We start from the raw sequence: 26,890 nt of genomic DNA on the forward strand, positions 1-26,890 counted from the left end.
AGCTTCCCCCTGAATATCAACTATAAAATCCACTCATCAATCATGTCGGCCCAGTCCTGTAGCATTGATGCACGTTGCTCTCGATACTCAGCTTTGTTGTAAACCGCCCTTACCCCTTTCTGTTCGTGCGCCAGGCATTTTTCTATCCAATCCGTGTTGTATCCAGCCTCATGCAGCAAAGTGCTCGCAGTTCGACGCAGGTCATGCGGCCCAAACTTACTTAAGGACTGACCATCTTTCTGAGCAGCTTTATACGTCAATGCCAATACTCGATTCATCGTTGCACTACTCATTGGGGCATCTGAGTCATAACGGGAAGGAAGAATGTAATCAGAACCACCGGCAAATGTCTTCAAGGCGATCAGAATGTCCATCGCCTGGCGTGATAAAAATACTAGGTGAGGGTTACGCCGTTTCATCCTCTCTTTAGGTATCGTCCACAACGCTTCGCTAAAGTTAATTTCGCTCCAGGTTGCATTGGTTAATTCGCTTTTACGTACCATAGTCAGCAATAGCAACTTTACCGCAGCACGAATCGAAGGCGTGGTTCCTACCTTTTCCATATAGCGGTACATCAAACCAATCTCAGCCGGTGTTAACGTTCGGTCTCTTGGCTCAAACCGCGCGATACTTGCGGGCCTCACCAGGTCTGCCGGGTTCTCAACTTTCTGCCCTCTCTCAATCGCCCATCGATACACCTGGAGTACAATATCACGTGTGTGTACAGCCGTTGCCGGCGCTCCACGCTCTACTATCGTGTCAGTTAGTGCTCGTAGATCTTCATGGGTGATTTCGGTCAGCTTCTGATTGCCAAATTTGCCCTCTAACTCTCGGGCATAGACTGAGCGACGCATATCCCGGGTAGAATCGGCCATCTGATAACCACGCAACCATTTCTGAGCCCAGGCACCAAATGTTTCAGCATCTTTCGTTCTCGCCTTCGCACGTGCTTTCTCTTTGGCCGGCGACTTTCCATCAGTAACCATTCTCTTCGCTTCATTGAGACGCTCACGCGCTTCTGCTAACGTGATGCCTCCTACTCCATAGCGACCAAAGGTAATGGTTTCTTGTCTTCCATTGATCGAGTAGTTGTAGCGAAAAGAAATAGAGCCCGCAGTGGTCACAGCAACATAGAGGCCATCACGGTCATTGACTTTGTAAAGCTTATCTTTGGGTTTGAGATTGCGTAGCTTGGTATCAGTGAGCATGTTTCGACCTATTATTATTGTTTGATACCATGCTGAAAAACCTCTAAAAAACTAGAGATTAATCTTTACAAAACAGATAGATATATAAATTTAATACCATGCCCCATCAAAAACACTCAGCATGGTATCGGGCGTAATCCATGGCATTACCGATGAATCATACCCATCAAAATACCACGGTCAAACCGTGCTTGGTGTTGCCAGACATTGCCAAAAATGACTAAGCCAAAAACAAAAAAAGTCCGCAATTACGCGGACTTAAGTATGATTTAGTGCCTGTTAATGCCAGACCTTTCTTAAAGGAGGATTATTCCCACTCGATCGTCGCTGGCGGCTTACCGGAAATGTCGTAAACGACACGGGAAATACCTTCAACTTCGTTGATAATGCGGTTAGACACCTTACCTAGGAAGTCATATGGCAGGTGTGCCCAATGTGCGGTCATAAAGTCGATGGTTTCAACTGCACGCAGTGATACAACCCAATCGTACTTACGGCCATCGCCCATCACACCTACAGAGCGAACGGGTAGGAATACCGTGAACGCTTGAGAGACTTTGTTGTATAGGTCTGCAGCGTGTAGCTCTTCTATAAAAATAGCATCAGCGCGACGTAACAAGTCACAGTACTCTTTCTTCACCTCACCCAGAACACGCACACCAAGACCTGGACCTGGGAACGGATGGCGATAAAGCATGTTGTATGGCAAGCCAAGCTCGAGACCAATCTTACGCACTTCATCTTTGAACAGCTCACGCAGCGGCTCAACCAGTCCCATATCCATGTCATCAGGCAGACCGCCGACATTATGGTGTGATTTGATCACGTGCGCTTTACCTGTTTTAGAGGCAGCAGATTCAATAACGTCTGGGTAGATGGTTCCCTGAGCTAGCCATTTCGCATTCTTTAGTTTCTTCGATTCTTCATCGAAGACATCAACAAAAACATGACCGATAGTCTTACGTTTCTGTTCTGGATCCGATTGGCCTTCTAGCGCATCAAGAAAACGATCTTCGGCATCAATTTTAATAATCTTCAAGCCAAACTGGTCACCAAACATATCCATAACTTGCTCACCTTCGTTGAGACGAAGTAAGCCGTTATCAACAAAGACACAAGTCAGCTTATCGCCGATAGCACGGTGAACGAGCATTGCAACGACAGATGAGTCAACACCACCAGACAGGCCTAGTATAACTTCATCATCACCGACTTGCTCTTTAATACGAGCAACCGCATCTTCGATGATTGATTCAGAAGTCCATAGGCGCTCACAGCCACACACACCAAGAACAAAGTTCTCTAGCATTTGCAGGCCTTGCTTAGTATGAGTGACTTCTGGGTGGAACTGTACGCCGTAGTATTTCTTCTCTTCATTGGCCATTGCAGCGTAAGGACAGGTGTCTGTCTGGGCTACTTTGACGAAATCGGCTGGAATTTCGACCACTTTATCGCCGTGGCTCATCCAAACATCTTGAGTCGCTTCAAGATCTTTAAATAATGCAGATTCACCTGACACTTTCACTTGAGCGTAGCCGAACTCACGTTCGTTAGAGCCCGCAACTTTACCACCGAGCTGCTCTGCCATGGTTTGCATGCCGTAACACACACCCAGTACAGGAACACCTGAATCAAAAACATATTGAGGTGCACGTGGAGAGTTGTGTTCTGTTACGCTTTCAGGGCCACCAGAAAGGATGATGCCATCAGGGTTGAATTCACGAATATCCGCTTCTTCAACATCCCAGCTCCAAAGTTCACAGTAAACGCCGATTTCACGTACGCGGCGCGCTACTAATTGAGTGTACTGAGAACCGAAGTCCAAAATCAGAATACGTTGGTCATGAATATTTTTAGTCATTTTGAGCAGTCTTTTTAGGCTAAGTGATTAAAACGGAGGCGAGTTTACTCACCTCTTCTTAATGCTTCAAGGAAAAGCAAACGTTTACGTAAAGTTCTTGCATAGCAAAAACTCGTCAACGCTGGTTAACCCAAACGGTAGTTTGGCGCTTCCTTGGTGATTTGGACATCGTGTACGTGAGACTCTTTCATACCAGCACCAGAGATGCGGACAAATTCAGCTTTAGTGCGCATTTCTTCGATCGTTGGTGAACCTGTTAGGCCCATACTTGAACGAAGACCGCCCATTTGTTGATGCACGATCTCTTTTAGGCGACCTTTGTAAGCGATACGGCCTTCGATGCCTTCAGGAACAAGTTTGTCTGCAGCATTGTCAGACTGGAAGTAACGATCAGATGAACCTTGAGACATTGCACCTAGTGAGCCCATACCACGGTAAGACTTGTATGAACGACCGTTATATAGAATGACTTCGCCCGGCGCTTCTTCAGTACCGGCAAACATCGAACCGACCATAACGCATGATGCGCCAGCGACAATCGCTTTACAGATATCACCTGAGAAACGGATACCACCATCAGCAATCACTGGGATGCCGTGTTGATTGGCCACTTCAGCCGCATCGGCAATAGCCGTAACTTGAGGAACGCCAACACCAGTTACAATACGAGTAGTACAAATAGAACCAGGGCCGATACCCACTTTGACTGCGCTAACACCAGCATCGATAAGCGCTTTAGCGCCTGCGCCAGTTGCAACGTTACCACCGATGATGTCGAGATCTGGGTAAGCGGCACGAGTTTCACGAATGCGGTTTAGTACCCCTTCAGAATGACCATGTGAAGAGTCAATCAGCAGTACGTCAACACCCGCTTCAACCAAAGCCGCAACACGCTCTTCGTTTCCGGCACCTGCACCAACGGCGGCACCGACGCGCAAGCTGCCACGCTCATCTTTACAAGCGTTTGGTTTACTTTCTGCTTTGTGGAAGTCTTTCGCTGTGATCATACCGGTCAGTTGGAACTCATCGTTCACTACCAATACTTTCTCTACGCGCGCTTTGTGCATTTTCTCTTGGACTTCTTCACGAGTAGCCCCTTCTTTCACTGCGGCAAGGCGCTCTTTTGGCGTCATCACAACATCAACTTTCTTAGAAAGGTCAGTGACAAAGCGAACATCACGGCCGGTGATAATACCAACCAGCTCGTTAGTATCAGTGACGACAGGGAAACCGGCAAAACCGTGCTTTTCAGTTAGAGCGATAACATCTGCGATAGTGGCATCAGGATTTATGGTTACTGGGTGAGAAACCACACCCGCTTCATAAATCTTAACTTGGTGAACCATTTGAGCCTGCTGCTCAATAGACATGTTTTTATGAATAAAACCAATGCCGCCTTCCTGCGCAAGAGCGATAGCGAGACGAGCTTCCGTCACGGTATCCATAGATGCAGAAACCATTGGAATATTTAAAGTGATATTTTTCGTCAACTGAGTGCGAAGATCAGCTGTGTTTGGGAGAACGGTGGAGTGTGCTGGCACAAGCAGTACGTCGTCGAATGTCAGCGCTTCTTTGGCAATTCTTAGCATTTGCAATATCTCACAATTAGAGGAGTAAAAAGAATAATCCGGTCTCATCGTTTCGCATAATGAGGGCAGTAAGCTTGGGAAACTCAGCTGCATTTGGATTAGATATTGCGGACGGATTATACGGCCTGAGCAATCGCTTGGCTACACATTTTTATATTTTTAATTTGCATTTACCCCCTTGCTATGTATTATATTACCGCTAATTTCCATACTCACGCCCAAGAGATTAGCTGTGTCTTCTCTGACCAATCAAAATATCTTCACTGTTTCTCGTCTCAATGCCGAAGTGCGTTTACTCCTTGAAAACGAAATGGGGATTGTTTGGTTAGTGGGCGAGATCTCAAACTTCTCAGCACCCGTTTCAGGACACTGGTATCTGACGCTGAAAGACTCACGTGCTCAAGTCAAATGTGCCATGTTCCGTGGCAACAATCGTCGTGTCACCTTCAAGCCTCAAAACGGCAATCAAGTGCTAGTTAAAGCCCGCCTTTCATTGTATGAGCCTCGTGGTGACTATCAGTTGATCATTGACAGTATGCAGCCTGAAGGAGACGGTCGACTGCAACAGCAGTTTGAAGAACTCAAGATGAAACTGGCCGCTGAAGGGCTGTTTGCTCAAACGAATAAGCGACCACTACCAGAACATCCTCAAACCGTCGGTATCATTACTTCAAAAACTGGCGCGGCACTGTTTGATATTCTTGATGTATTGAAACGTCGCGATCCATCGCTGCCGGTGGTGATTTATCCAACCATGGTTCAAGGCGAAGAGGCGGCAATCCAAATAGCCCAAGCAATTGGCCGAGCCAATAGTCGTAATGAGTGTGATGTATTAATTGTGGGTCGCGGTGGTGGTTCGTTAGAAGACTTGTGGTGCTTTAACAATGAAGTGTTAGCTCGGACCATTGCAGCCAGCCAGATCCCGATTATTAGTGCCGTGGGCCATGAAGTAGATGTAACCATCGCTGACTTCGTTGCTGATATGCGCGCGCCTACACCCTCTGCCGCCGCCGAGTTAGTCAGTCGTGACAACAGTCATAAAGATCAAGCGTTCAACGCTCGCCAACATAAACTCATCAGTGCGATGCGTCACTATCTGAGTGAACAAAAGCAGCAAGCCACCTCGTTACTGCATCGCTTGGATCGTCAACATCCGAATAATCAACTGCAACGTCAGAGCCAACAGTTAGATGAATTAAACGCGCGTTTACAACGTGCAATAACTCAGTTATTGCGTTCTCATCAACACAAAATTGAGCGCCAACAGCACAAAATGGCCCTTTATTCTCCGGTAAAACGTTTAGCGGCCCAACAAGCGAGTTTGCAAAGACTAGAGCAAAAACTGCTGGATGCCATGGATAGAAAATTGCTCAACACACGTCATCAACTGGCATTGGCGGCTGAGAAACTTGATACCGTTAGCCCACTTGCAACATTAAAGCGTGGTTATTCGATTACGCAAAACCAATCCGGTCAAGTCATTAGCCATGTGTCACAAACCAAAACGGGCGACACTTTGGTCACCCGCTTATCTGATGGCGAAATCCACTCGACGGTTAATTAGTCTAAAGGCTGGAACTCAAACTTCAGCCGAGATTTAGATTTAAGTTCATTACAACTACTGCAAAAATAGTTGGCAGCGCCACAGGCTTGAAGCTTTTCTAACTCAGCATGGCAATCGGGACAAAAGCCGACTTTCTTATAATCACGTTGACAAGCAGTACAATGATATTGCCCTGTCCATTCAAGCGCCTGATTGCAACTTGGGCAGTCGTTTTCGTTCATAGTAAGTAGCCCTCAATTAATCGTTCTATTGTCTCTTAATTTAACGGCTAACGCGATCAGTGTATTGATCTGGCTCACATTTATTGGTGTGTAATAGCGCTAAAAAAGTTCCAGTTAGGGTGTTGATTGATATCTTCAACCACCACAATTGTCTTTGAATAGGCGGCCCGCGCCACATTATCCAACAGTGGGTCCGATTACGATACCTTCCACCGCTTGATTATAAAAATCGGGTAAACTCGGCGCGTATTCGACATAGAGCTGTTCACTTTGCCTATCAAGGCGAAGAATCGACGCGCTACGCTCACCAAACCAGTTTTCAGAAAGATCGACAACCCGCCGATTGAGCTCTTCCTTGCCCATTCCTAATGCTAGTTTTGTGAGCAATTTATTGACTTCTCTGTGAGCGGTGAGAAGCTTGAGGTAACTCATTATGACTGACTCAATTTTTTTTATCATTACCATACACGGTAGCATATGACATCATTTCATACGCTGATCATTACCTCAGTTACGTAATCATTGATAAAGATGGCAATGTATTCATCAAATCGAGAGAGAAGTGATCAAACTCAGATCGTCGGCTAAATCCAACTTGATCAGCGATCTACCCTTTAAAGAACATTTATATAACCACACACCGAAAGCATAAGTTACATGTGCTGCATTTGAATTTAAAGAAGCATAAAGTTTTGATATTGATTAAATAAAAACAATAATTCAGCATTTAATAAAAAGATCAACTTCATCAAGCTTGCGATTACATTGATGTGTTTTTCCAATTTATTGCTCGCTAGGGCTCTGTCTAATCAACTAGCAATGATGATTATGACTCGGTCGACGCTAAATTCTTGTCGGTCTCCCCACCTTGCCGTGAGCCAAGAATGCTTTAAGAGTGTTGTTATCGACAGACTGATCTAAATAACGTCTAGCGGTACTTTTACTGATAGCAAAACGAACTATGGCTCTGCCTGGGATCTTATGAAACCTTGATATGTCGATCACTCACTACTCTTTGGGTCCCGCGCCGATTTTATTCGCTACTGGTTTCCTCAACCTGCAAAGTTGATGGAAGATTGGTTTTGTTTTCTCGCTGATCGTTATTCCGGTATTTTTCTTTATTGGCGGCACTTGATGGAAGATATTGTGGATGTGGCAATTGAGATGGTTTAATGCTAAAAAAGCGCCGAGGTGAAGTCGGCGCTTTTTGTGGTTATTCTAATCGCAGAGTTAGCTTACTTCTTACGACTATTCATCATACTCATCAAGCGTTTACGTTTACGCTCTTGAGACAATGTCATTTTGTTTGATTTACCTTCAAACGGGTTTTCGCTGCTCTGGAACTGGATGCGAATTGGCGTCCCCATAATTTCCAAAGACTTGCGGAAGTAGTTCATCAAGAAGCGCTTGTATGAGTCTGGCAACTCGTTAACCTGGTTACCATGGATAACCACGATCGGTGGGTTATAGCCCCCCGCGTGCGCATACTTCAACTTAACACGACGACCACGAACCAATGGTGGCTGGTGATCTTCGGTCGCCATCTTCATGATACGCGTTAATACTGACGTACCAACACGCGTTGTGGCGGATTTGTAAGCTTCTTGCACAGACTCAAACAAGTGGCCAACACCAGTACCGTGTAGCGCTGAAATAAAGTGGATACGCGCAAAGTCAACAAAACCAAGACGGCGATCAAGCTCTTTCTTCACGTGCTCTTTGACGTCCATATCAAGACCATCCCACTTGTTTACCGCAATTACGATAGAACGACCTGCGTTCAACGCAAAACCAAGTAAGCTTAAGTCTTGATCAGAGATGTTTTCGCGTGCATCGATAACCAATAGCACTACGTTAGCGTCTTCTACGGCTTTTAGTGTCTTGACTACAGAGAACTTTTCAACTGTTTCGTTAATACGCTTGCGGCGACGAACACCTGCGGTATCAATCAGCACATATTCACGACCATCACGTTCCATTGGAATATAGATCGAGTCACGCGTGGTGCCTGGCATATCGTAAACTACCACACGCTCTTCACCCAAAATACGGTTGGTTAGTGTTGATTTACCGACGTTTGGACGGCCGATAATCGCCAGCTTGATCGGCTGGTCTTGCAGACGCTGAAATTCCGCTTCTGCTTCTTCTTCTGTGTAATCAAGCTTCTCTTCTTCTTGATCTTCAAAGCCAGTCAGGTCTTCGATCTCACCTTTTGCTTCTTCAATCATTTGCTCAGCAAATGGATTAAGCGCGCGATCAATAAGAGCGCCAACACCACGGCCATGTGCTGCCGCGATTTGGTACATCTGCTCAACACCAAGTTGCCAAAAATCAGCTGATGCCGCATCGGCATCAATACCGTCAACCTTGTTGACCACTAGCATCGACGGCTTTTCAAGCTTACGTAAGTGGTTAGCAATCGCGATATCTGCTGGCGTAAGACCAGCGCGGCCATCGACCATAAATAGCACGACATCGGCTTCATCAATCGCGGCAAGCGACTGCTGAGCCATTTTGGTTTCAACACCTTCTTCAGTGCCATCAATACCACCCGTATCGATCACGATAAACTCGTGCTCACCAAGCTTCGCCTGACCGTATTTTCGGTCGCGAGTTAAGCCAGGGAAATCCGCAACCAATGCGTCACGCGTTCGAGTCAATCGGTTAAACAACGTTGACTTACCAACGTTTGGACGCCCTACAAGAGCAACAACAGGTACCATAATAACCTCTACAATATTTTCTTTATGTAGTTATAGGTAATAACTCAGCACAATCCACTGTCATGAGCACTTTACCTATAACCACATCAAACTTTGGGTATCTAAAACAAACAAACGGCTCCCAACTGTTACCAGCGAGGAGCCGAATGTGAATTGTATCACACGATTAGTCGTTGAGCGTTAGTTTCTTTACAGCGCCATTACGAGTCACAATCACGTAACCGTCTTCAAGCGCCGTAGGTCCAACCGCAAAGCCACTTGAATTAACATGCTGCATAGAAACAAAATCACCGCTATCGCGATCAATCCAATATAAGTAGCCTTGACTGTCACCGACAACGATATAAGAATCGATGATCACTGGAGCAGTGACCAAGCGATATTCGAGCTGTTCATTGCTCCACAGTTCAGTGCCACTACGAGCATCAACCGCGACCAGGTGATCCTTTTCGGTCACCAAATATAACCGACTGGCATCACTGGCTAAATCAGAAGCCGATGAATAGTTACGCTTCCAAGCCGGTTTACCAGAGCGTAAATCAATCGAGGTCAGTTGACCGTTATAACCGATGATATACAGCGAGCCGCCCAAGATAAGCGGTGATGCATCGACATCAACTAAGCGATCGATTTCTGTCGCGCCTTGCGGTTTACCAATGGGCTGTTGCCAAATCAATTGACCACGTTCCACGATCGCGGCGGCCAAGCGGCCATTGCCCGTTCCCCAGAAAACACCACCAGAGGCTGTCACTGGCGCACTATTACCACGTAAAGTCAGGTTCGGTACTTCGCTACTGATGGTCCACTTTGACTCACCGGTAACTTGATCAAGCGCCAATAAAATACCTTTATTGGTATGCACGATAACAAAGTTGCTGTCGGTTGCTGGCGCAGCCAGTACTTCACCATCAACATCAACACGCCAGTTGAGTTCGCCAGTTTCTTGATCAAAAGCGAACACTTGGCCATTTTCGCTACCGATGAATATTTGCCCGTAGCCGGCAGTAATGCCCCCCGATAAACGTGCAGAAACATCACCTTCTACGTCAACTTCCCATAGCGTCTTGCCATTGTCAGGATCAAGCGCTTTGACTAAGCCATCACGGCTAGCAACAAAGACTTTGTCGTAAGCGTATTCAGCCGAGAGCTTTGAGTAATATTGTTTAGCACCATCACCAATAGAGGCACTCCATAGAGTTGATGGCGTGAACTCGTTATTCACCTGTGGAACCGGTGACATAATGATGATGTCTTCTTCACTTGCACAGCCAGCGAGAGCACCAACACATAACGCCGTCGCAAGCGCTTTTTTCAGCATATTCTTCATGCAATGCCCTTACTTGGCTAGATCATCCAACTTCAGTTGAAGGGTTTGGCTTGCATCACCAGATTGCTGCGCTTCAGTATAAGCTGCATAAGCGCCTTCAGCGTCGCCTTTACGAAGCAGAATATCCCCCTTAAGCTCAGCCACACGGCTAGCCCAACTTTGCTCATCAATGCTCGCAAGTTGCGCAACAGCAGCATCGAACTCGCCTTGTTCAGCTTTCACACGTGCAAGACGGTAATTGATCACCGCAGAGAGCGCAGCATCTTGAGTCGAGCTTATCGCCCACTCTAACTGAGCAATCGCTTCATCCAGATTACCAGTTTCCGCTTGTACTTTAGCCAGCTGAAGTGCCGCTAGAGTCGCGTATTCTGTTTTTTTGTTGCTGTCGATAAAGGTTTGCATATCAGCTTGAGCATCAACACCTTGCTCTGCGAGCGTTTGAACGACTTTCGTGTAGCTTTCAGAGGCTGCTTCTTGAGCCGCTACCACTGAATCTTGGTAGTAACGCCAGCCAAATAGGCCACCTAAACCGATAACGGCACCAAAGATCACTGCTTTGCCGTTCTCTTTCCACCAATCTTTGATCGCTTCTACTTGTTGTTCTTCAGTATCGTAGAGTTCCACTTCCTGTCCTCTTAAGCCAAAGTGGTGATCTTCATCACCACTGAGATATTTGATAATTAATTAAACGAGCTCTGAGAGCTTAGCAATAACGTCACTTTGACTGAGTGTGTCTTGACTACCACCGATAAGGTCTTTAAGTACAATAGTGCCATCAGCCACTTCGTTCTCACCTAGCACGAGGGCAACCGATGCGCCGACTTTATCTGCGCGTTTAAACTGCTTCTTAAAGTTACCACCGCCGAAGTGGTTCATGACTCGCAGCCCCGGTACTTGTTCACGCAATAATTCAGCCAGTTTCATTCCCGCCATCATGGTGCCTTCGCCCGCGGTGACCATGTAAACATCGACACTGCGACGCACATCGGTAAGCTCTAACGTTTCTAACATCAGAACCAAGCGTTCTAAGCCCATCGCAAAGCCTACCGCAGGGGTCGCTTTGCCACCAAGTTGCTCAACTAAGCCATCATAGCGGCCACCACCACATACGGTGCCTTGAGCCCCTAAGCTATCCGTAATCCATTCGAAAACGGTACGGTTATAATAGTCAAGACCACGCACTAAACGCTCGTTAACTGTGTATTCGATGCCTGCGGCGTCAAGAAGTTCACATAAGCCGGCGAAATGTTGCTTAGAGTCATCGTCCAGATAATCAGATAAACGCGGTGCATCACCTAAAACAGCTTGAACGTCAGGGTTTTTGGTATCCAAAACGCGCAGTGGATTGGTGTGCATACGACGCTTACAATCTTCATCAAGAATATCGAGATGCTGTTCTAAAAATTCAATCAACGCCGTACGATAATTAGCACGTGCGTCAAGTGAACCGATAGAGTTCAGCTCTAAGCGAACATGTTGGTCGATGCCAAGCTCACGCCATAAGCGCGCAGTCATCATAATGAGTTCTGCATCAACGTCAGGCCCATTGAGGCCAAACACCTCAACACCACATTGATGGAATTGACGGTAACGCCCCTTTTGCGGACGCTCGTGACGGAACATAGGTCCCATGTACCATAGACGCTGTTCTTGGTTGTACAGAAGACCGTTTTCGATCCCTGAACGCACACAGCCTGCCGTACCTTCTGGGCGCAGCGTTAAGCTGTCACCGTTACGGTCTTCGAAAGTGTACATCTCTTTCTCAACCACATCGGTGACTTCACCAATCGCACGACTAAATAGATGCGTCATCTCAACGATTGGCATGCGCACTTCGTTATAACCGTAAGCGCTCACCACATTTTTTACTGTGTTTTCTAGCTTTTGCCACAATGGTGATTGAGTTGGGAGACAATCGTTCATGCCTCGAATTGCTTGAATTGTTTTTGCCACAATATTTACCGTAATGTTAATTACTTACCGTAATCTGGGTTGAGATTAATCTTGAACTTTAATGTCGATGCGGTTTTGCTCGTCCATCATTGCTGCTTTAGCGCGAATCCTAGCTTCTAGCTGCGTCACAAGATCGTCATTATCAAAACGCTCTTTCTGACGTTTGCCGTCTTCGTAAAACGCACTTTTTTTATTGCTTCCCGCTAAACCGAGGTGAGAAACTTCAGCTTCACCAGGGCCATTAACCACACAGCCAATAATAGAGACGTCCATCGGTGTAATGATGTCTTCTAAACGCTCTTCAAGCGCATTCACCGTGCTGATTACATCGAACTCTTGACGAGAACAGCTTGGACACGCGATAAAGTTTATCCCGCGTGAGCGGATGCGCAGTGATTTGAGAATATCAAAGCCCACCTTGATCTCTTCGACAGGATTAGCCGCCAGTGAGATACGTAATGTATCGCCAATACCTTCCGCAAGCAGCATACCAAGGCCAACCGCAGATTTAACCGAACCTGCGCGCGCTCCGCCCGCCTCGGTAATACCAAGGTGCAGAGGTTGATCAATTTTCGTCGCCAGCAGGCGGTATGAGTCAACGGCAAGAAATACATCCGATGCTTTTACGCTAACTTTGAACTGATCAAAGTTAAGACGATCGAGAATATCGACATGGCGCATTGCTGACTCAACGAGTGCTGCTGCTGTCGGCTCACCGTATTTCATCTGGATATCTTTTTCCAGAGAACCACCGTTAACCCCAATCCGAATAGGAATGTTGTTATCACGGGCACAATCGACCACCGATCGAATGCGCTCTTCATTACCAATATTGCCAGGGTTGATACGCAGGCAGTCAACGCCGTACTCAGCCACTTTTAATGCAATACGGTAGTCAAAGTGGATATCGGCCACTAATGGAATATTGACTTGCTGCTTAATTTGCTTAAAGGCTTCAGCCGCGTCCATCGTGGGTACTGAGACACGCACAATGTCTGCGCCGACATTTTCCAACGCTCTAATCTGCGCAACAGTCGCAGCAACGTCTGTTGTTCGGGTGTTTGTCATTGACTGCACCGCTATTGGTGCACCGTCACCAATAGGCACATCGCCCACGTAAATACGAGTCGATGGGCGACGTTTGATAGGAGATTCGTGTTGCATAGTAATGTCTAAGGTAAGTTAAATCTTGCGACTTTGCCCGAAGTATACCCAGAAAGGTCGACAGGTTCACTCGCTAAAATCATTGAAACGTTTTCAGGGGCACCTAAAATCACGCTGTACGGCATTTCGCCTTCCAAACTAAGTGCTTGACCGCCCTTCTTCACGCCAGTCGATAATGTTTTTCCACTGGCATCTTTAACTTGAATCCAGCAATCATCGCTGAATGTCATTTGTAGTTGATTAGATACGCTAACCGCTTGCTCGACCACCGATGGCTCCACCACCTCTACCGGTTGAGGCTCGATAACAGGTTCAGGTTCAACCGATTCATTGATGATTTCGGTTTCCTGTGGCAATAGCTCATCGTTTTGCTGATCAGCGCCAAGCTGGCTTGGCTCAGCATCAATAGTCGTTTGTAGCGGTTCGCTCTGCTGTGGTTCATGTTCAGCAAACGTGGTGAAATTGAGTTCTTGATCAGCTTGCTGTTCAAGCTGCTGCTCTTGTTCGCTAATGGTGGTGAGATCTGTCATCTCTAGGTCTTGGTTTTGCCACCACCAGACCGACGATATCCCCAGAATAACCAGAAAAATACCCCAGGTTAGAGTCATGATACGGCTATCGTTTTTTTCCTGCTTTGTTTGGCGAGAAAAGCTTTTCATCTGCTGAGGTTGTGGTTGTGTTTCTTGGCAATCGCCAAGTGCCGACAATATTAATGCTTCATCAAGGTTGACCGCTTTGGCATAAGAACGTAAATAACCACGAGTAAATGTCGCGACTTGCTCAAAAGAAAAATCGTTGTTTTCAATGTTTTGGATAATCGAAATGCGTAAACGAAGACGATCAGCAATTTGCTTTTGACTTAAACCGAGCGCTTCACGCTGGTTTTTAAGCAAAGTGCCCGCTTGTACTTGTTCTGCGTCTAGTTGTTTTACGTTCTCGTCGCTGTCTTGAATTGGTTGTTCAGGTGTCATGATGAATATAAATCTCTTCTTGAATAAGCTTGGTTTACCTGACGCTTAATTATGTATTCTTCGTAGTTTGCTCGATAACCAAGGTCTTTAAAAACGAGGAAAAACTCCTCATACGATGCAAAAAATCACGCTCCACTTAATAACAGAGAATATTCCCTAAAGCGTTAACCCTTAATTCTAATAGATATCATAGATGAAACAACATAGTGAAGGTGCATAATTTACAGTCAGCTCAAGGTTTTTCACTATTTTGACCAAGAGATCGCAACAAGATGTAAGAAAAAAGCCAGAGCAATGCTCTGGCTTAGACTGAATTGAGATAAAGATTATGAAACTGCTTTAACTTCAATAGTGTCGCCTTTAGACGCACGTAACACCGCTGTCCGTTTTGTGCGATCGATCACATCTCCGACTAACTGACCACATGCCGCATCAATGTCATCACCACGAGTTTTACGCACTGTGACCGTATGCTCGTATTGCATTAAGGTTTTCTGGAAGCGATCAATACGCGAGTTACTTGGCTTCTTATACGGAGAACCTGGATACGGGTTAAAGGGAATCAAGTTAATCTTGCACGGCGTTCCTTTCATCAACGCCGCCAATTCACGTGCATGCTCCATATCATCATTGACGTGGTCAAGTAGAACGTACTCGACGGTTACTTTACCACGGTTAGCGTTTGAAGACGCGATGTAACGACGTACAGAGGCTAAGAAATCTTCGATATCCCAGCGGTCATTAATTGGCATAATTTCACTGCGCAGTTTGTCGTTCGGCGCATGAAGCGAGATAGCCAAAGCTACATCGATTTTACCTGTCATCTGATCAAGACCTGAGACCACACCAGAAGTCGATACCGTAACACGACGTTTCGACAAACCAAAGCCTAAGTCATCCAACATGATTTCAAGCGCTGGAATCAAGTTTTTCATGTTCAGTAGCGGCTCACCCATCCCCATCATGACCACATTGGTGATAGGACGACGCCCCGTCTCTTTCTCTAGACCAATTTCACGCGCGGCACGCCATACCTGCCCAATGATCTCAGATACTTTTAAGTTACGGTTAAAACCTTGTTGCGCTGTCGAGCAAAATTTACATTCAAGGGCACAGCCAACTTGCGATGAAACACACAAGGTCGCACGATCCTCTTCTGGGATATAGACGGTTTCAACGTCTTGATCACCGACTTTCATCGCCCACTTAATCGTGCCATCTGAAGAGTGCTGAGCTTGCGCTACCGTAGGTGCTTTAATCTCACAGCGCTGCAGAAGTTTTTCACGCAACTTTTTGTTAATGTTGGTCATGTTTTCGAAGTTATCAACACCGAAATGGTAGATCCACTTCATGACCTGATCCGCACGGAATGCCTTTTCGCCGAGCTCATCGGCAAAAAATTTACGCATACCTTGACGATCAAAGTCGAGTAGATTGATTTTTTCAGTGGTCATGTGGCCTCTCAAGCGACGGAACATTAATTAAGGGCGCGAATTGTACAGCCTTTGCGCATTCACAACAAGCGTTGTAAAGCCCTGTCTTTTCTAAGGCGTTAATATCGCAATGGTTATTTTTTAAACAAAGGATCTAACCACTAAAATAACGAGAATAATGGTTGATAAGACTAAACCGCAGTGTGCTTTATTTGCTTAACAATAGCCGTAAGACCGTTGCCACGTGATGGGCTTAAATGCACGATTAGGCCAAGTTTGTCGAAATAATCATCGACATCAAAATCTTGGATCTGCTGGCTGGTTTTACCATTGAATGCTGCCATCACTAAAGCAATTAAACCACGCACAATGCGAGCGTCAGAGTCGGCGCAAAAGAACCACTTACCATCAATAAGTTGACTAACTAACCAAACCTGACTTTCACACCCAGCGACGATAATTTGATCTGATTTGAACGATTCAGGCATTTGAGGCAGCTGCTTACCCCACATAATAACCTGACGATAACGGTCTTCCCAACCATGAAAGCCTTGCATGATTTGAGTGATCTCTTCAGCGCTGATCTCATGACCGAATGGCGAACGAGGAAATGGTAACATCTTGAACTCCAAATCGTTATTAGCGGTATTTCTGAATCAGTTTTTCGACAATGCGCGACACAGCGATAAAACCGAAAGTAGCGGTCACAACCGTTGCCGCGCCAAAACCACTGGCACAATCCATCCGTTTTGGCCCTTCTGCGGTTGATTTAACACCACAGACACTACCATCGGGTTGGGGGTATTTTAGCTGCTCGGTTGAGAACACGCAGTCAATGCCAAACTTGCGCGCAGGATTGGTCGGGAAGTTGTGGTGACGACGCAGAGTATCTTTAATTTTCTTTGCCAGAGGGTCTTGAATAGTCTTGGTTAAATCAGCGATTTTTATTTGCGTCGGATCAACCTGCCCACCAGCACCACCAGTCGTGATCACTTTAATTTTATTACTACGGCAATAAGCCAATAGCGATGCTTTCGCTTTAACGCTATCAATCGCATCGAGCACGTAGTCATACTCTTTACTTAGGTATTCGTGTTGATTATCGGGCGTAATAAAGTCATCAATCAAATTGACCTGACACTCTGGATTGATCAATTTGACTCGCTCTGCCATCACTTCGATTTTGCTTTGACCAACGGTTCCTGACATCGCATGTATCTGACGGTTAATGTTGGTCACGCACACATCGTCCATATCAATCAACGTTAGTTCACCAACCCCAGTGCGAGCTAATGCTTCTACTGCCCACGATCCAACGCCACCAATACCAATCACACAGACGTGTGCCCTGCGTAAAATATCTACCTCACCATTGCCGTAGAGACGACGCGTACCACCAAAACGTTGGTTGTAGTTATCAGAAGCAGGAGTATCAAATTCACGCATATCGGTTTTCCGCTTGGTACAAAAACAAAGAGTGCGATTTATACGCACTCTTAATTAAAAAGTCTAGCTGTGAAGCGCTATTGTAACTTCTCGGGTGGTAGCGCCCAAGGTGCTTGCGTTGCACTGCCTTCAAGGCCCAATTTCCATACCCGACCAAAGTGTTTGTAGTGACCGGCTTCAGTGCCAGCACGCGGCCCCATACCATGATAGAGATCGAGGTGGTTTTGCTTCACTGCACCACCGGTATCTAACACGATCAACAAGCGCAACTGGTGGGTGCCACTCCAGGTGCCATCTGGATTCAATAACGGAACTTCGGCCAAAATCGGAGTCCCCATCGGAAAAATTGAGCGATCGCCAGCGACCGACGCCATCGCTAACAAAGGTATACCAGCCGAGCCCGTCACGGGGGCATCCGCACGTGGTTCAAAAAACACAAACGAGGGATTTTGTTCTAACAATTCACGCACCGTTTGTTCGTCGTTAGTGAGTACCCAATCTTTAATCGCTTTCATCGACATTTTTTCGCGTGACACTAAGTCTCGCTCAATCAAAATACGGCCAATACTGACGTAGGCTTTGTTGTTTTTACCACCATATGCAAAATATTCTAATGTATCGTCATCTTCAAAATGAACGAAGCCACTGCCCTGCACTTCCATCAAAAATGGGTCAATCATGTTGGCAGCAAAGCCTAGCTCTAAGCCTAAGCCATCCAGTGCTCCATCGTAAATTTGCGCACGTGTTGGGCAATCCGCTTCACACTCAGGCTTGGCGTAAACGGGGTATTTAAACGTCTCGTTTGGTTCGTGGCGCAGCTCCATCACAGGTGAGAAATACCCGGTAAAGAGAACATTACCTTGTTTGTCGCCCCCGCCTAACTGCGCGGCTTGAATGCCATAGTTTGCCAACTCGGTTGGTTCGCCACTTTGCAATATCCACTCATTAAGTTGCTCATACAGAGGTTGATAGATTCTGGCCATCGAAGGTGAGTTAACCACAACCTGCTCTGCTTGACGATGAAACTCGGTAAAATCGCGGGTTTTATCTGATTCAACAAGTGACGATTTATTCAAAATAGAGTTGAATTCTTGATCACCGTATTGCTGTGCGCGATCGGTCGGCTGAGCACAGCCAAACAAAACGCTGGCTGCCACGAGAGGAAGATATTTTTTAAACACTGATTAGTTGTTCCCTGATAAGCGATGTAACGAGGATGACAAAGTTAAGCATATCGTGCAATAACACAGTCGTTAATGGATGTTATCTTGATACTTTCTTGACAAACGAAAAACAGGTTGATAGTGCGCCTCAGAGACCAGCTGTATTTCGGTCATTTGCTCGTTGAGGACTTTATAACGGCGAACTTTATCGCCGACATTGTATTCAAGGTACGACCCATTCCAGTCGAAATGAGTATCAACCACACCACCATCGACCGCAACACCTGCAGAGCTAAGCATAAACTTATCGGTGGAATACGCCGCAACATTCTGCTCGACCCAAATGCCGTAGATTGCCGATTTAGGGTAGACTTTGGCCAGATAGCGATCGTATAGCTTGTCTGCGAGAACAACCACAACAACAGCAAAAAACAACGCCACTATCACTATGGTTCGCTCAATGATTTTCTTGTTACCGCGACTTAAGGTGCTCATGTATCTGATACCAATGAACTCGTGAGAATCTCACCTGATTATTGAGTAATTGTTAACTAAAATGAGCGATTACGCGAGTTTGATTTTATCTCACCAAATGCCCCTAGGTAAATCCCCCCCTTACAACAGACTATAGATAACAAAAACACTTGCTCACAATAGAATAAAATTGCAGTATATTGACATATAAATTCAACAACGGTAATCAATGTGAAACTCAGAAGTACCGCGCTTGTTAAAGGCTTTAGGCAGTCGGCGCCTTATGTGAACGCTCACCGTGATAAAACCATGGTGATAATGCTAGGTGGAGAAGCGGTTGCTGATGAAAATTTTGCCAATATTATCAGTGATCTAGCATTATTACATAGCTTAGGCGTAAAAATTGTTTTGGTTCATGGCGCACGGCCACAGATAAATCATCTGTTAGATCAGCATCAGTATGCGAGCCCTTATCACAAAGGGGTCCGCGTTACCGATGAAACCTGCCTGAGTTACGTCATGCAAGCCGCAGGACGGTTACAATTAGCCATCACTGCGCAGTTATCGATGAGCCTGAGCAACACACCAATGGCAGGCACTCAACTGAATGTCGTCAGTGGCAACTTTATTATTTCACAGCCTCTTGGTATTGATGACGGCGTTGACTATTACCACAGTGGCAAAATTAGACGTATTGATACTCAGGGTATCAATCGTATGCTCGATCAAGGCTCAATTGTGCTGCTCGGCCCAATTGCCAGCTCGGTCACTGGAGAATCGTTCAATCTTCTCTCTGAAGAGGTTGCCACTCAAGTCGCGATCAAATTAAAAGCCGATAAACTTATTGGTTTTTGTTCTGAGCAAGGGGTTATTGATCAACATGGAGACGTCTTTGCTGAACTGTTCCCTAAAGAAGCGGAAAAACTGCAAGCGGAACTTGAAAGCGAGAAAACCACCAACTGTGAAAACTCTTCTGGCACGTTACGCTTTTTACGCGCCGCGACCGCCGCCTGTCACGCGGGAGTACCACGTAGCCACTTGATCAGTTACAAAGTCGATGGGGCTTTAATTCAAGAGCTTTTCTCACTTGATGGCATAGGTACACAAGTGGTGAAAGCAAGCTCAGAGCAGGTCAGAGTGGCCGAAATTGATGATATTGGTGGCATTCTTGATTTGATTGAGCCACTTGAACAACAAGGCGTATTGGTGCGCCGCTCTCGTGAACAGCTTGAACAAGAGATCCATCAGTTCACCATCATCGAAAAAGATGGCCTAATCATTGGTTGTGCCGCGCTTTATCCTTATCCCGATGAGAAAATGGCCGAGATGGCGTGTGTCGCCATTCACCCTGAATATCGTGATGGCAACCGCGGCTTGCTGTTGCTCAACCATATGCGCTTACAGTCTAAAGCACAGGGGATTGAACAAATATTTGTTCTAACTACCCATAGCCTGCACTGGTTCAGAGAGCAGGGCTTTCATGAGATGGAGGTTGAGTTCCTTCCATCGCATAAACAGAACCTTTACAACTATCAACGTAAGTCAAAAATTCTGGCACTTGAGCTTTAGGTCAATTATTTATCTCATAAATGAGACCGCATTGCAGAAAATTTCTTAAATAGTCGCTTTATTTCATAGTTTAAATTGGTTAAAATTCGAGCTCCTCATTAAAGTGAGGAGATAGGAATTATTTCTCGACTTAACTGTTTCAGTTAAGCTGCAAGGATTGCTTGAGGTTACTAACAACGTCACTAAGAGCAAACTCTCAATGAAAACAATTATCTGTAACTCTGTTCAGAGTTTTTGGGACATGGCAGACAACGAACTACTAGAAAATCTCGACGTACACTGCGTATTCCCTGTTACAGAAGGCTTAAAAGCGTTCATTTTGAACTATCAAGTGAAATACCGCATCCGCAGTGTTTCTTTTTCCACCGCGCTTTAATCATTACCACAGACGGCCAAGGAAGGTCACCTGCTACTGGTCAAACGCTGAATTAATCCACTCGCCCGCTGAGTGCGAATCTTAATCGCTCGTTTCAACCCTCGCTCATCGGCAAACAAGGTCAAATGCTTTTTGGCGCGAGTAATTCCGGTGTAAATCAGCTCTCGGGTTAAAATTGGCGTAAAGTCTGGTGGCAGGATCATCAAGGTATGTTCAAACTCGCTGCCCTGCGATTTATGAATGGTCATGGCATAAGCCGTTTCATGCTCTGGTACACGACTAGGTAAAACCGCTTTGACGCTACCATCAGGCAGTTCAAAAAACACTTTAAGCTTAGATTCCTGATGTGAATCATCACGTACACACAGACCAATATCGCCGTTATACAGCCCTAACCCGTGATCATTACGCGTCACCATAACAGGGCGGCCGTGATACCAAAGTTCGTCTTGAGTTTTAATCAGTTTACGTGACGCCAGCGCCCGTTCAATTCGCTGATTTAGCCCTTTAACGCCAAAATCGCCTTCTCGAATCGCACATAACAATCGACATTGGGCAAACAGGTCGAGGGCGGCTTTGGCTCGTTGTGACAAGCTTTCAGGTTGCCCTTGGTGCTGCTGTGGCTGACGAAGTCGCTGCAGATAATGCTGATATTCCGAGACTAACGTCTGGATCATCTGGTTGTAAGTTTGGCTGTCAATTGGATACTTAGCGATATCAGGAAAATCTCGCTTCCAAACCGCGTCGACTCGGAGCCCGTCTCCCGAGTTAACCGCTTGCGACAGCTGACCTATCCCTGAGCGCGCATCAAAACGGTAACTCTTTTTCAGCATGCACAAACTATCTGCAATCGAAGGGTGGGCATTGGCACTGTGAGTCAGACTCGTAAAACCAGTCAAACGCGCAATCTGCCCTGCATGTGCCTGACTAAAACCTTGCGCATTGAAAGAACAGATATCACCAAGCACCGCCCCCGCTTCAACCGAGGCCAATTGATCTTTATCACCGAGTAAAATCAAGCGCGCCTTCTTCGGCAGCGCATCAATCAATTTATACATCATCGGCAAATCAACCATGGAAGCCTCATCAACCACCAAAATATCAACGTGAAGCGGGTTATCATGATTGTGCCGAAACTCGGCACTGTTAGGAATCGCACCAAGCAGACGATGCAACGTACTGGCATCGGTTGGTATCGATTGTTTCAGTTCTGGGCTGACTGGCAGCGCAGACACCGCTTTGCCGATTGATTCCGTTAAGCGTGCCGCGGCTTTTCCGGTCGGAGCGACCAGTTTAATCGTCGGTTGTTGATCATTGGCTTGCGCTTGTTCGATTAAAGCGGCGAGCAATTTAGTCACTGTGGTGGTTTTGCCGGTACCAGGACCACCTGAGATCACCGCAAAACGGCGACTCAGTGCTACCGCAGCCGCGACTTTCTGCCAATTGATACACGCCGCCAGTGGGACCTGCTCATCAAGTGGGGCTAATTGCTCAATGCTTTTGGCCTTGAGAAGCGTTTGGTCTATGGTAGGCCAATCGAGATGATCGTCTGCCACGACATCCAAATGATCACAAACCATGCGCTGACGAAGCACCGCTGTGCTAACGCCATCACTGATTGATTTTTCTATGTCTTCAAATAGATAGCGGTAGTTTCTTGCAAAAAGATGATCGAGTAACTGGGCCAATTTCTGTTGCTGATCGAGCTTTAGGATCATTGGTGACCCAAAGCTGTTTAAGCGTTCAGCCACCACCACTTCGTAGTGCCAGTAACGATGTAGATATAATCGCTCACCATCGAAAATTAATGGTACAGATTCACCATTGCGGCTAACTAAATCACTGGTGCTGAGCAGTGCTAACCAATCAATACTGAGTAGTTGTTGCGTTAACTCGCTGGCCTCCTCACCAAACAAACCTAATTTAGCCGCTAAATCTACTGGTTGTCCCTGAGCGTCGAGCAGGGGTAAACAAATATGGCCCTTAGCTAACTCATGGCTCACCACACCAGCAATAAAGGCCAATTCACTGTTTTGAGATTGGCTTTCGATAAAACGCGCGAACTGATAATCAAGCTGTCTAACTTGACCTTTGCTCGCCAGTTGTTTGAGTGTCGAAATAAGCGTGTTCATCGCTACAATAACTCCATCTGACCGGCACTGTTTTGTTTCACATCGATGGCTTGTCCATCAATCAATTTATCCATATCGCTGAGCAACTCTAGACTTGGTTTAGCAGAAAAAATACCGTGTTCGCTGGCGCCGTCCATTCCGCGTAAAAACAGGTAATAGACCCCACCAAAATGAGTATTGTAGTTATAGTTGGCTAAACGACTGCGTAAGAATCGGTGCAGGGCGAGTGCATAAATTTGATATTGCAGATCGTAGCGATGCTCGGCCATCGCCGCCTTGAGTGCATCGCCGTGATAAAAGCTAACCTCATCGCCAAGATGGTTGGATTTCCAATCGAGGACATAGTATTTGCCTTGATGTTCAAACACTAAATCGATGAACCCCTTCAACATCCCTTGCACCGTATAAAAGCCGAGATCGCCTGCTTTTGCCGACAAGGGATCATGCCGCTGAATAACTCGGTTTAAGGCGGCAGCAGAAAGCACTTCAATCGGCAACATAAATTCAATTTCGACCAAGCGCTGGCTTGGACTTTTCTGATTGAGTCGCAGCTGCTTTCCGTCGAGCGGGGTATCAAGCACGGTATCAATCAACTGCTGTAAAATAGCCAGCCAACTTAGGTCTAATTGTTCACTTTCAAGCAAGCGCGTAATGATGGCTGTATTCTCTTCACTGGTGGCTGGCTCAGTAAACTCGACTTCTTCAAACAAGCTGTGCAGAAAAGTACCTGGCCGAGCACCGCGCGGAAACGTAAAAATTGAAGCTTGCGGCTCATTTTCTTGTTGCTCGTCATGCTCTTGCGAAGAGTCAATATCAAGGTGCATTAAGTCGGTAAAATCATCACCGTGGTGAGCGCCTTGTTTAACCAGTCCAGAGTAACTGGTGATCCGCCAGTTGCGATCAATGGTTTGGCTTAACTCACTGGCGCTTAGCACTTGTTGTTCGCCTGTCTCAGTAATAAGCGGCGTCTCGTAGGACTCAGGGAGAGCGGTCAGTTGCACGCACTCAAGCCGCTTCACTTGTTGTTCGATGGCAAGGATGAGATCGTCAATGCCACCAGGCTGTCCATCTTGTAACAGATAGCCCATCGCACTGTGATGAACTCCGGTGGGCTCTTTGGTTGAGCGACCATTTCGTAGCGGCGCCGCACCAATAAAACAGCCATACACGGCGCGGGTGAGTGCCACGTAGATAAGACGTAAATCTTCCGCCAAGCGCTCTTTGTCGGCCGCCGCGAGCGCAGCATCTTGCCTGGTTATATCGAGAATGGTTCGGTCTTGCTCTGCATCATAGTACTTCGCCTCGCTCGCTTGACGGTAACTCAACACAAATGGCAGCAAGACTAGATCATACTCAAGCCCTTTAGATTTATGAATAGTGACGATTTGCACCAGATTGCGCTCAGACTCCAAACGTTGGATTTCGTCATCGCTGCCACCAAGGCCATTTTCAGCGTCGCTGATCGCCTGAGCCAACCAGCGCAATAAGCCATGGTCACTATCAAGGTCAATACTGGCTTGCTGTAATAACTCACCAATATGCATTAAGTCGGTCAATTGGCGCTCACCACCCAGATCGGCCAACAAGCGCTCGGCAATGTGACGTTTACTTATCACGCTGCGTAGCATTGGCAGCACGCCACGCTCAGACCACAGCTTACGATACTCTTTAAACTCATTGATGGCCGCTTCCCACTCATTTTCATCGTTGTTGAGCTTATCGAGTGTGCCCGCATCTAACGCAAAGATCTCTGAGGCCAAACTGGCACGCAGGGCGCGATCATTTTCAGGTGTCAGCACCGCTTGCAGCAATCGTTGCACGTCTTGCGCGACCGATGAGGTAAAAACACTATCACGATTAGAGAGATAGACGCTGGCAATACCTTGCTTAGCTAATGCGTCTTTGACCAGTCGACCTTCGCTACCAGTACGGACCAAAACTGCGATATCACCTGCTTGGATAATTTGCTGGCCCTTGTCATTGACGAAGTGTGCTTGCTGGTGCTGCGCGGCCGTCAATATGGTTTGAATTTGATCCGCAGTGGCCTGCGCCATCGCGTTAAGGTACTCCCCTTTCGCTAGCGGTTTCTCTTGCGTTTCCTGCAGCCAATAGGTCAGCGCGGGTTGCGTTTGGCCTGCCATAGTCCAAATACGTTGTTCAGCTTTCGGGCTATGTGCTACGGGTAGAAATGGAATATCTTGGTCATAAATAAAGGGGCTTTGCGGCAATTCGAACACCTGATTGACTGCCGCTACCATCGCCGCGCTGGAGCGCCAATTGGTGCCTAAGGTGAAATGCGAATTAACCTGGGTTCGCGCCTTAATGTAAGTAAAAATATCGGCACCGCGAAAACCATAGATAGCTTGCTTTGGATCGCCAATCATAAACAAGCCGCATTGAGGATGGTTTAAGTAAATACGACTAAAAATACTGTACTGCAGAGGATCGGTATCTTGGAATTCGTCGATCATCGCGACCGGATATAACGTCCGAATCCGCTCTGCCAGTTGTTCGCTATCATCATTGTCTATAGCGGCAGAGAGCTGAGTCAACAAATCATCAAATGACAACCACTGCTTTTGCTGTTTCGCTTTGGCTAGCATGGTTCGACAGTGTTCAATCGCGTGCGCCAACAAGGGCGCTTTAAGGCTAATCGGATCAGCAATAAACTCATCAATCACGCTAAACACCGCATGGGTTGGCGGCGTTCCTTGTGGCGTTTTTTCAATTAACGCTGTCTGAGCAAATTTTTCTAACTGATCTGGATAAGCATAATCGAGGGTTTCACTCGCCGCCCAAGCGTTGACCGTTTCAAGCCAAACAGGTAAAGACTTTTTACTGTAACTGCGTTTATTCACATCAGAGTCACTGATAAGTGCAGGTAAATCATCTTGGTGCTCACGCCATAACGCTTTAAGCTGGTCAATCTGTTGAAGGTTTTGTTGGTGCAACTCACTTAACGACCCACTCATGGCTGGGACTGATAAACTGACCGGCGATCCCGTCAAATAGCGTGATATATCACCGAGTAGCGTGGCGGGAGCACTCCACAATCGACGCACTTCTGCCGCTAAATGAACCGGCAACGGGTAGAAATTACGTCGCCAGTAATCGGCCACTACTTGAGCTTTTAAGTGACTCTCGTCAGTGACAAATTCGTTGTTAAAACGACTACCTGATTCGAATGCATTTTGCGTCAGCATACGTTGGCAAAAACCATGAATGGTGTAGACCGCTGCTTCATCCATCTGCCGTTCCGCTTGGAGTAAGATCTCGGCCGCTTGTTTGTGATCGACCACCTCTGCCAACAGCGGCTTAATGACAGGATCATGGCTTTGACCACGGGCAAATGCCAAGCGCGCATCGTGAATCCTAGCTCGAATTCGATCGCGCAGTTCTGCGGTAGCCGCCTCAGTAAAAGTAACCACCAAAATCTGGTCGACCGTTAATGGCACCTGATGCTTAGTTTGTTGGCTGCCATGACCCAATAACAGTCTCAGGTACAATCCGGCAATGGTGAACGTTTTGCCTGTCCCGGCCGATGCTTCAATTAATCGCGCACCGTGCAAAGGAAAAGTCATCGCGTTGAGTGCGGTAACCGTAGACGTTGATGTCATAAAAAATTTGCCCTTTTACTGAAAAACTTAAATCCAAATGTGATCCAGAGTTTAAAACGCTTGTTACTCAGATACATCGATAAAAAAGTTAGAACTTTC

At 46.5% G+C, this 26,890-nt stretch carries 21 protein-coding genes and 2 pseudogenes; 4 read left to right on the forward strand and 19 right to left on the reverse strand.

What is annotated here, in order from left to right; all coding sequences use genetic code 11:
- Nucleotides 1–20: 20 nt before the first annotated feature.
- The 3 genes from CDZ87_RS07020 to guaB form a co-directional block, all read right to left on the reverse strand.
- The gene (locus tag CDZ87_RS07020; RefSeq protein WP_100752842.1) at nucleotides 21–1,208 is read right to left on the reverse strand and encodes a tyrosine-type recombinase/integrase; all 1,188 of its coding nucleotides are present in this window, start codon (nucleotides 1,206–1,208) and stop codon (nucleotides 21–23) included.
- 307 nt (nucleotides 1,209–1,515) lie between these two features.
- Nucleotides 1,516–3,069, reverse strand: a complete 1,554-nt coding sequence (gene guaA / locus CDZ87_RS07025; protein ID WP_100752843.1) for a glutamine-hydrolyzing GMP synthase — start codon at nucleotides 3,067–3,069, stop codon at nucleotides 1,516–1,518.
- Nucleotides 3,070–3,194: 125 nt separating this feature from the next.
- Nucleotides 3,195–4,658, reverse strand: a complete 1,464-nt coding sequence (gene guaB, locus CDZ87_RS07030; protein WP_038174900.1) for an IMP dehydrogenase — start codon at nucleotides 4,656–4,658, stop codon at nucleotides 3,195–3,197.
- 232 nt (nucleotides 4,659–4,890) lie between these two features.
- Here guaB and xseA point away from each other — a divergent pair, with 232 nt between their 5' ends.
- A complete protein-coding gene (xseA, locus tag CDZ87_RS07035; RefSeq protein ID WP_100752844.1) occupies nucleotides 4,891–6,222 on the forward strand; it encodes an exodeoxyribonuclease VII large subunit in 1,332 nt (443 codons plus the stop codon).
- Here xseA and CDZ87_RS07040 read toward each other — a convergent pair.
- The 3 genes and pseudogenes from CDZ87_RS07040 to CDZ87_RS17330 form a co-directional block, all read right to left on the reverse strand.
- The gene (locus tag CDZ87_RS07040) at nucleotides 6,219–6,443 is read right to left on the reverse strand and encodes a zinc ribbon domain-containing protein (RefSeq protein ID WP_100752845.1); all 225 of its coding nucleotides are present in this window, start codon (nucleotides 6,441–6,443) and stop codon (nucleotides 6,219–6,221) included. The two genes, xseA and CDZ87_RS07040, sit on opposite strands and share 4 nt — an antisense overlap.
- Nucleotides 6,444–6,620: 177 nt before the next feature.
- The gene (locus tag CDZ87_RS07045; RefSeq protein WP_245834660.1) at nucleotides 6,621–6,875 is read right to left on the reverse strand and encodes a hypothetical protein; all 255 of its coding nucleotides are present in this window, start codon (nucleotides 6,873–6,875) and stop codon (nucleotides 6,621–6,623) included.
- A gap of 411 nt (nucleotides 6,876–7,286) precedes the next feature.
- Nucleotides 7,287–7,391 (reverse strand): annotated as a pseudogene (locus CDZ87_RS17330) (response regulator); the annotation flags it as partial.
- Nucleotides 7,392–7,428: 37 nt separating this feature from the next.
- Between CDZ87_RS17330 and CDZ87_RS17335 the strand changes: the two are divergent.
- Nucleotides 7,429–7,578, forward strand: a pseudogene (locus CDZ87_RS17335) (anion permease); the annotation flags it as partial.
- 100 nt (nucleotides 7,579–7,678) lie between these two features.
- Here CDZ87_RS17335 and der read toward each other — a convergent pair.
- The 11 genes from der to CDZ87_RS07110 form a co-directional block, all read right to left on the reverse strand.
- Complete coding sequence (gene der, locus CDZ87_RS07060; protein WP_100752847.1) at nucleotides 7,679–9,166, reverse strand: ribosome biogenesis GTPase Der; 1,488 nt, start codon at nucleotides 9,164–9,166, stop codon at nucleotides 7,679–7,681.
- Between the two features lie 166 nt (nucleotides 9,167–9,332).
- Nucleotides 9,333–10,493 carry an outer membrane protein assembly factor BamB gene (gene bamB / locus CDZ87_RS07065; RefSeq protein WP_100752848.1) on the reverse strand — a complete coding sequence of 387 codons (1,161 nt, stop codon included), beginning with the start codon at nucleotides 10,491–10,493 and terminating at the stop codon, nucleotides 9,333–9,335.
- Between the two features lie 9 nt (nucleotides 10,494–10,502).
- Complete coding sequence (locus CDZ87_RS07070) at nucleotides 10,503–11,117, reverse strand: YfgM family protein (RefSeq protein ID WP_100752850.1); 615 nt, start codon at nucleotides 11,115–11,117, stop codon at nucleotides 10,503–10,505.
- Between the two features lie 60 nt (nucleotides 11,118–11,177).
- Nucleotides 11,178–12,446: a histidine--tRNA ligase gene (hisS, locus tag CDZ87_RS07075; protein WP_100752851.1), complete on the reverse strand. Its 1,269-nt coding sequence runs from the start codon at nucleotides 12,444–12,446 to the stop codon at nucleotides 11,178–11,180.
- A 45-nt stretch (nucleotides 12,447–12,491) separates the two neighbouring features.
- Complete coding sequence (gene ispG, locus CDZ87_RS07080) at nucleotides 12,492–13,610, reverse strand: flavodoxin-dependent (E)-4-hydroxy-3-methylbut-2-enyl-diphosphate synthase (RefSeq protein ID WP_038174916.1); 1,119 nt, start codon at nucleotides 13,608–13,610, stop codon at nucleotides 12,492–12,494.
- Nucleotides 13,611–13,618: 8 nt separating this feature from the next.
- Nucleotides 13,619–14,581 (reverse strand): cytoskeleton protein RodZ, encoded by a 963-nt coding sequence (rodZ, locus tag CDZ87_RS07085; RefSeq protein WP_100752852.1) that lies wholly within the window; start codon nucleotides 14,579–14,581, stop codon nucleotides 13,619–13,621.
- 326 nt (nucleotides 14,582–14,907) lie between these two features.
- On the reverse strand, nucleotides 14,908–16,035 hold the full coding sequence (rlmN, locus tag CDZ87_RS07090) for a dual-specificity RNA methyltransferase RlmN (RefSeq protein WP_100752853.1): 1,128 nt from the start codon (nucleotides 16,033–16,035) through the stop codon (nucleotides 14,908–14,910).
- Nucleotides 16,036–16,205: 170 nt separating this feature from the next.
- Nucleotides 16,206–16,634 (reverse strand): cysteine desulfurase sulfur acceptor subunit CsdE, encoded by a 429-nt coding sequence (csdE, locus tag CDZ87_RS07095; protein WP_100752854.1) that lies wholly within the window; start codon nucleotides 16,632–16,634, stop codon nucleotides 16,206–16,208.
- 19 nt (nucleotides 16,635–16,653) lie between these two features.
- Nucleotides 16,654–17,460: a tRNA cyclic N6-threonylcarbamoyladenosine(37) synthase TcdA gene (gene tcdA / locus CDZ87_RS07100; protein WP_100752855.1), complete on the reverse strand. Its 807-nt coding sequence runs from the start codon at nucleotides 17,458–17,460 to the stop codon at nucleotides 16,654–16,656.
- A 77-nt stretch (nucleotides 17,461–17,537) separates the two neighbouring features.
- A complete protein-coding gene (gene mltA, locus CDZ87_RS07105) occupies nucleotides 17,538–18,641 on the reverse strand; it encodes a murein transglycosylase A (protein WP_100752857.1) in 1,104 nt (367 codons plus the stop codon).
- A gap of 72 nt (nucleotides 18,642–18,713) precedes the next feature.
- Nucleotides 18,714–19,118: a DUF2850 domain-containing protein gene (locus tag CDZ87_RS07110; RefSeq protein ID WP_100752858.1), complete on the reverse strand. Its 405-nt coding sequence runs from the start codon at nucleotides 19,116–19,118 to the stop codon at nucleotides 18,714–18,716.
- A gap of 210 nt (nucleotides 19,119–19,328) precedes the next feature.
- On the opposite strand from CDZ87_RS07110, the gene argA reads away from it, so the two are divergent.
- Both argA and CDZ87_RS17160 read left to right on the forward strand, forming a co-directional pair.
- Nucleotides 19,329–20,666, forward strand: coding sequence for an amino-acid N-acetyltransferase (gene argA / locus CDZ87_RS07115; RefSeq protein ID WP_100752860.1), 1,338 nt, complete (start codon nucleotides 19,329–19,331; stop codon nucleotides 20,664–20,666).
- Between the two features lie 199 nt (nucleotides 20,667–20,865).
- Complete coding sequence (locus tag CDZ87_RS17160) at nucleotides 20,866–21,042, forward strand: hypothetical protein (protein WP_172953559.1); 177 nt, start codon at nucleotides 20,866–20,868, stop codon at nucleotides 21,040–21,042.
- 26 nt (nucleotides 21,043–21,068) lie between these two features.
- Here CDZ87_RS17160 and recD read toward each other — a convergent pair whose 3' ends face one another.
- On the reverse strand, nucleotides 21,069–23,174 hold the full coding sequence (gene recD, locus CDZ87_RS07120; protein WP_100752861.1) for an exodeoxyribonuclease V subunit alpha: 2,106 nt from the start codon (nucleotides 23,172–23,174) through the stop codon (nucleotides 21,069–21,071).
- 2 nt (nucleotides 23,175–23,176) lie between these two features.
- A complete protein-coding gene (gene recB, locus CDZ87_RS07125; protein ID WP_100752862.1) occupies nucleotides 23,177–26,791 on the reverse strand; it encodes an exodeoxyribonuclease V subunit beta in 3,615 nt (1,204 codons plus the stop codon).
- Between the last annotated feature and the right edge of the window lie 99 nt (nucleotides 26,792–26,890).

This window comes from Vibrio salilacus (genome assembly GCF_002811245.1).
GTDB classification, from domain to species: domain Bacteria; phylum Pseudomonadota; class Gammaproteobacteria; order Enterobacterales; family Vibrionaceae; genus Vibrio; species Vibrio salilacus.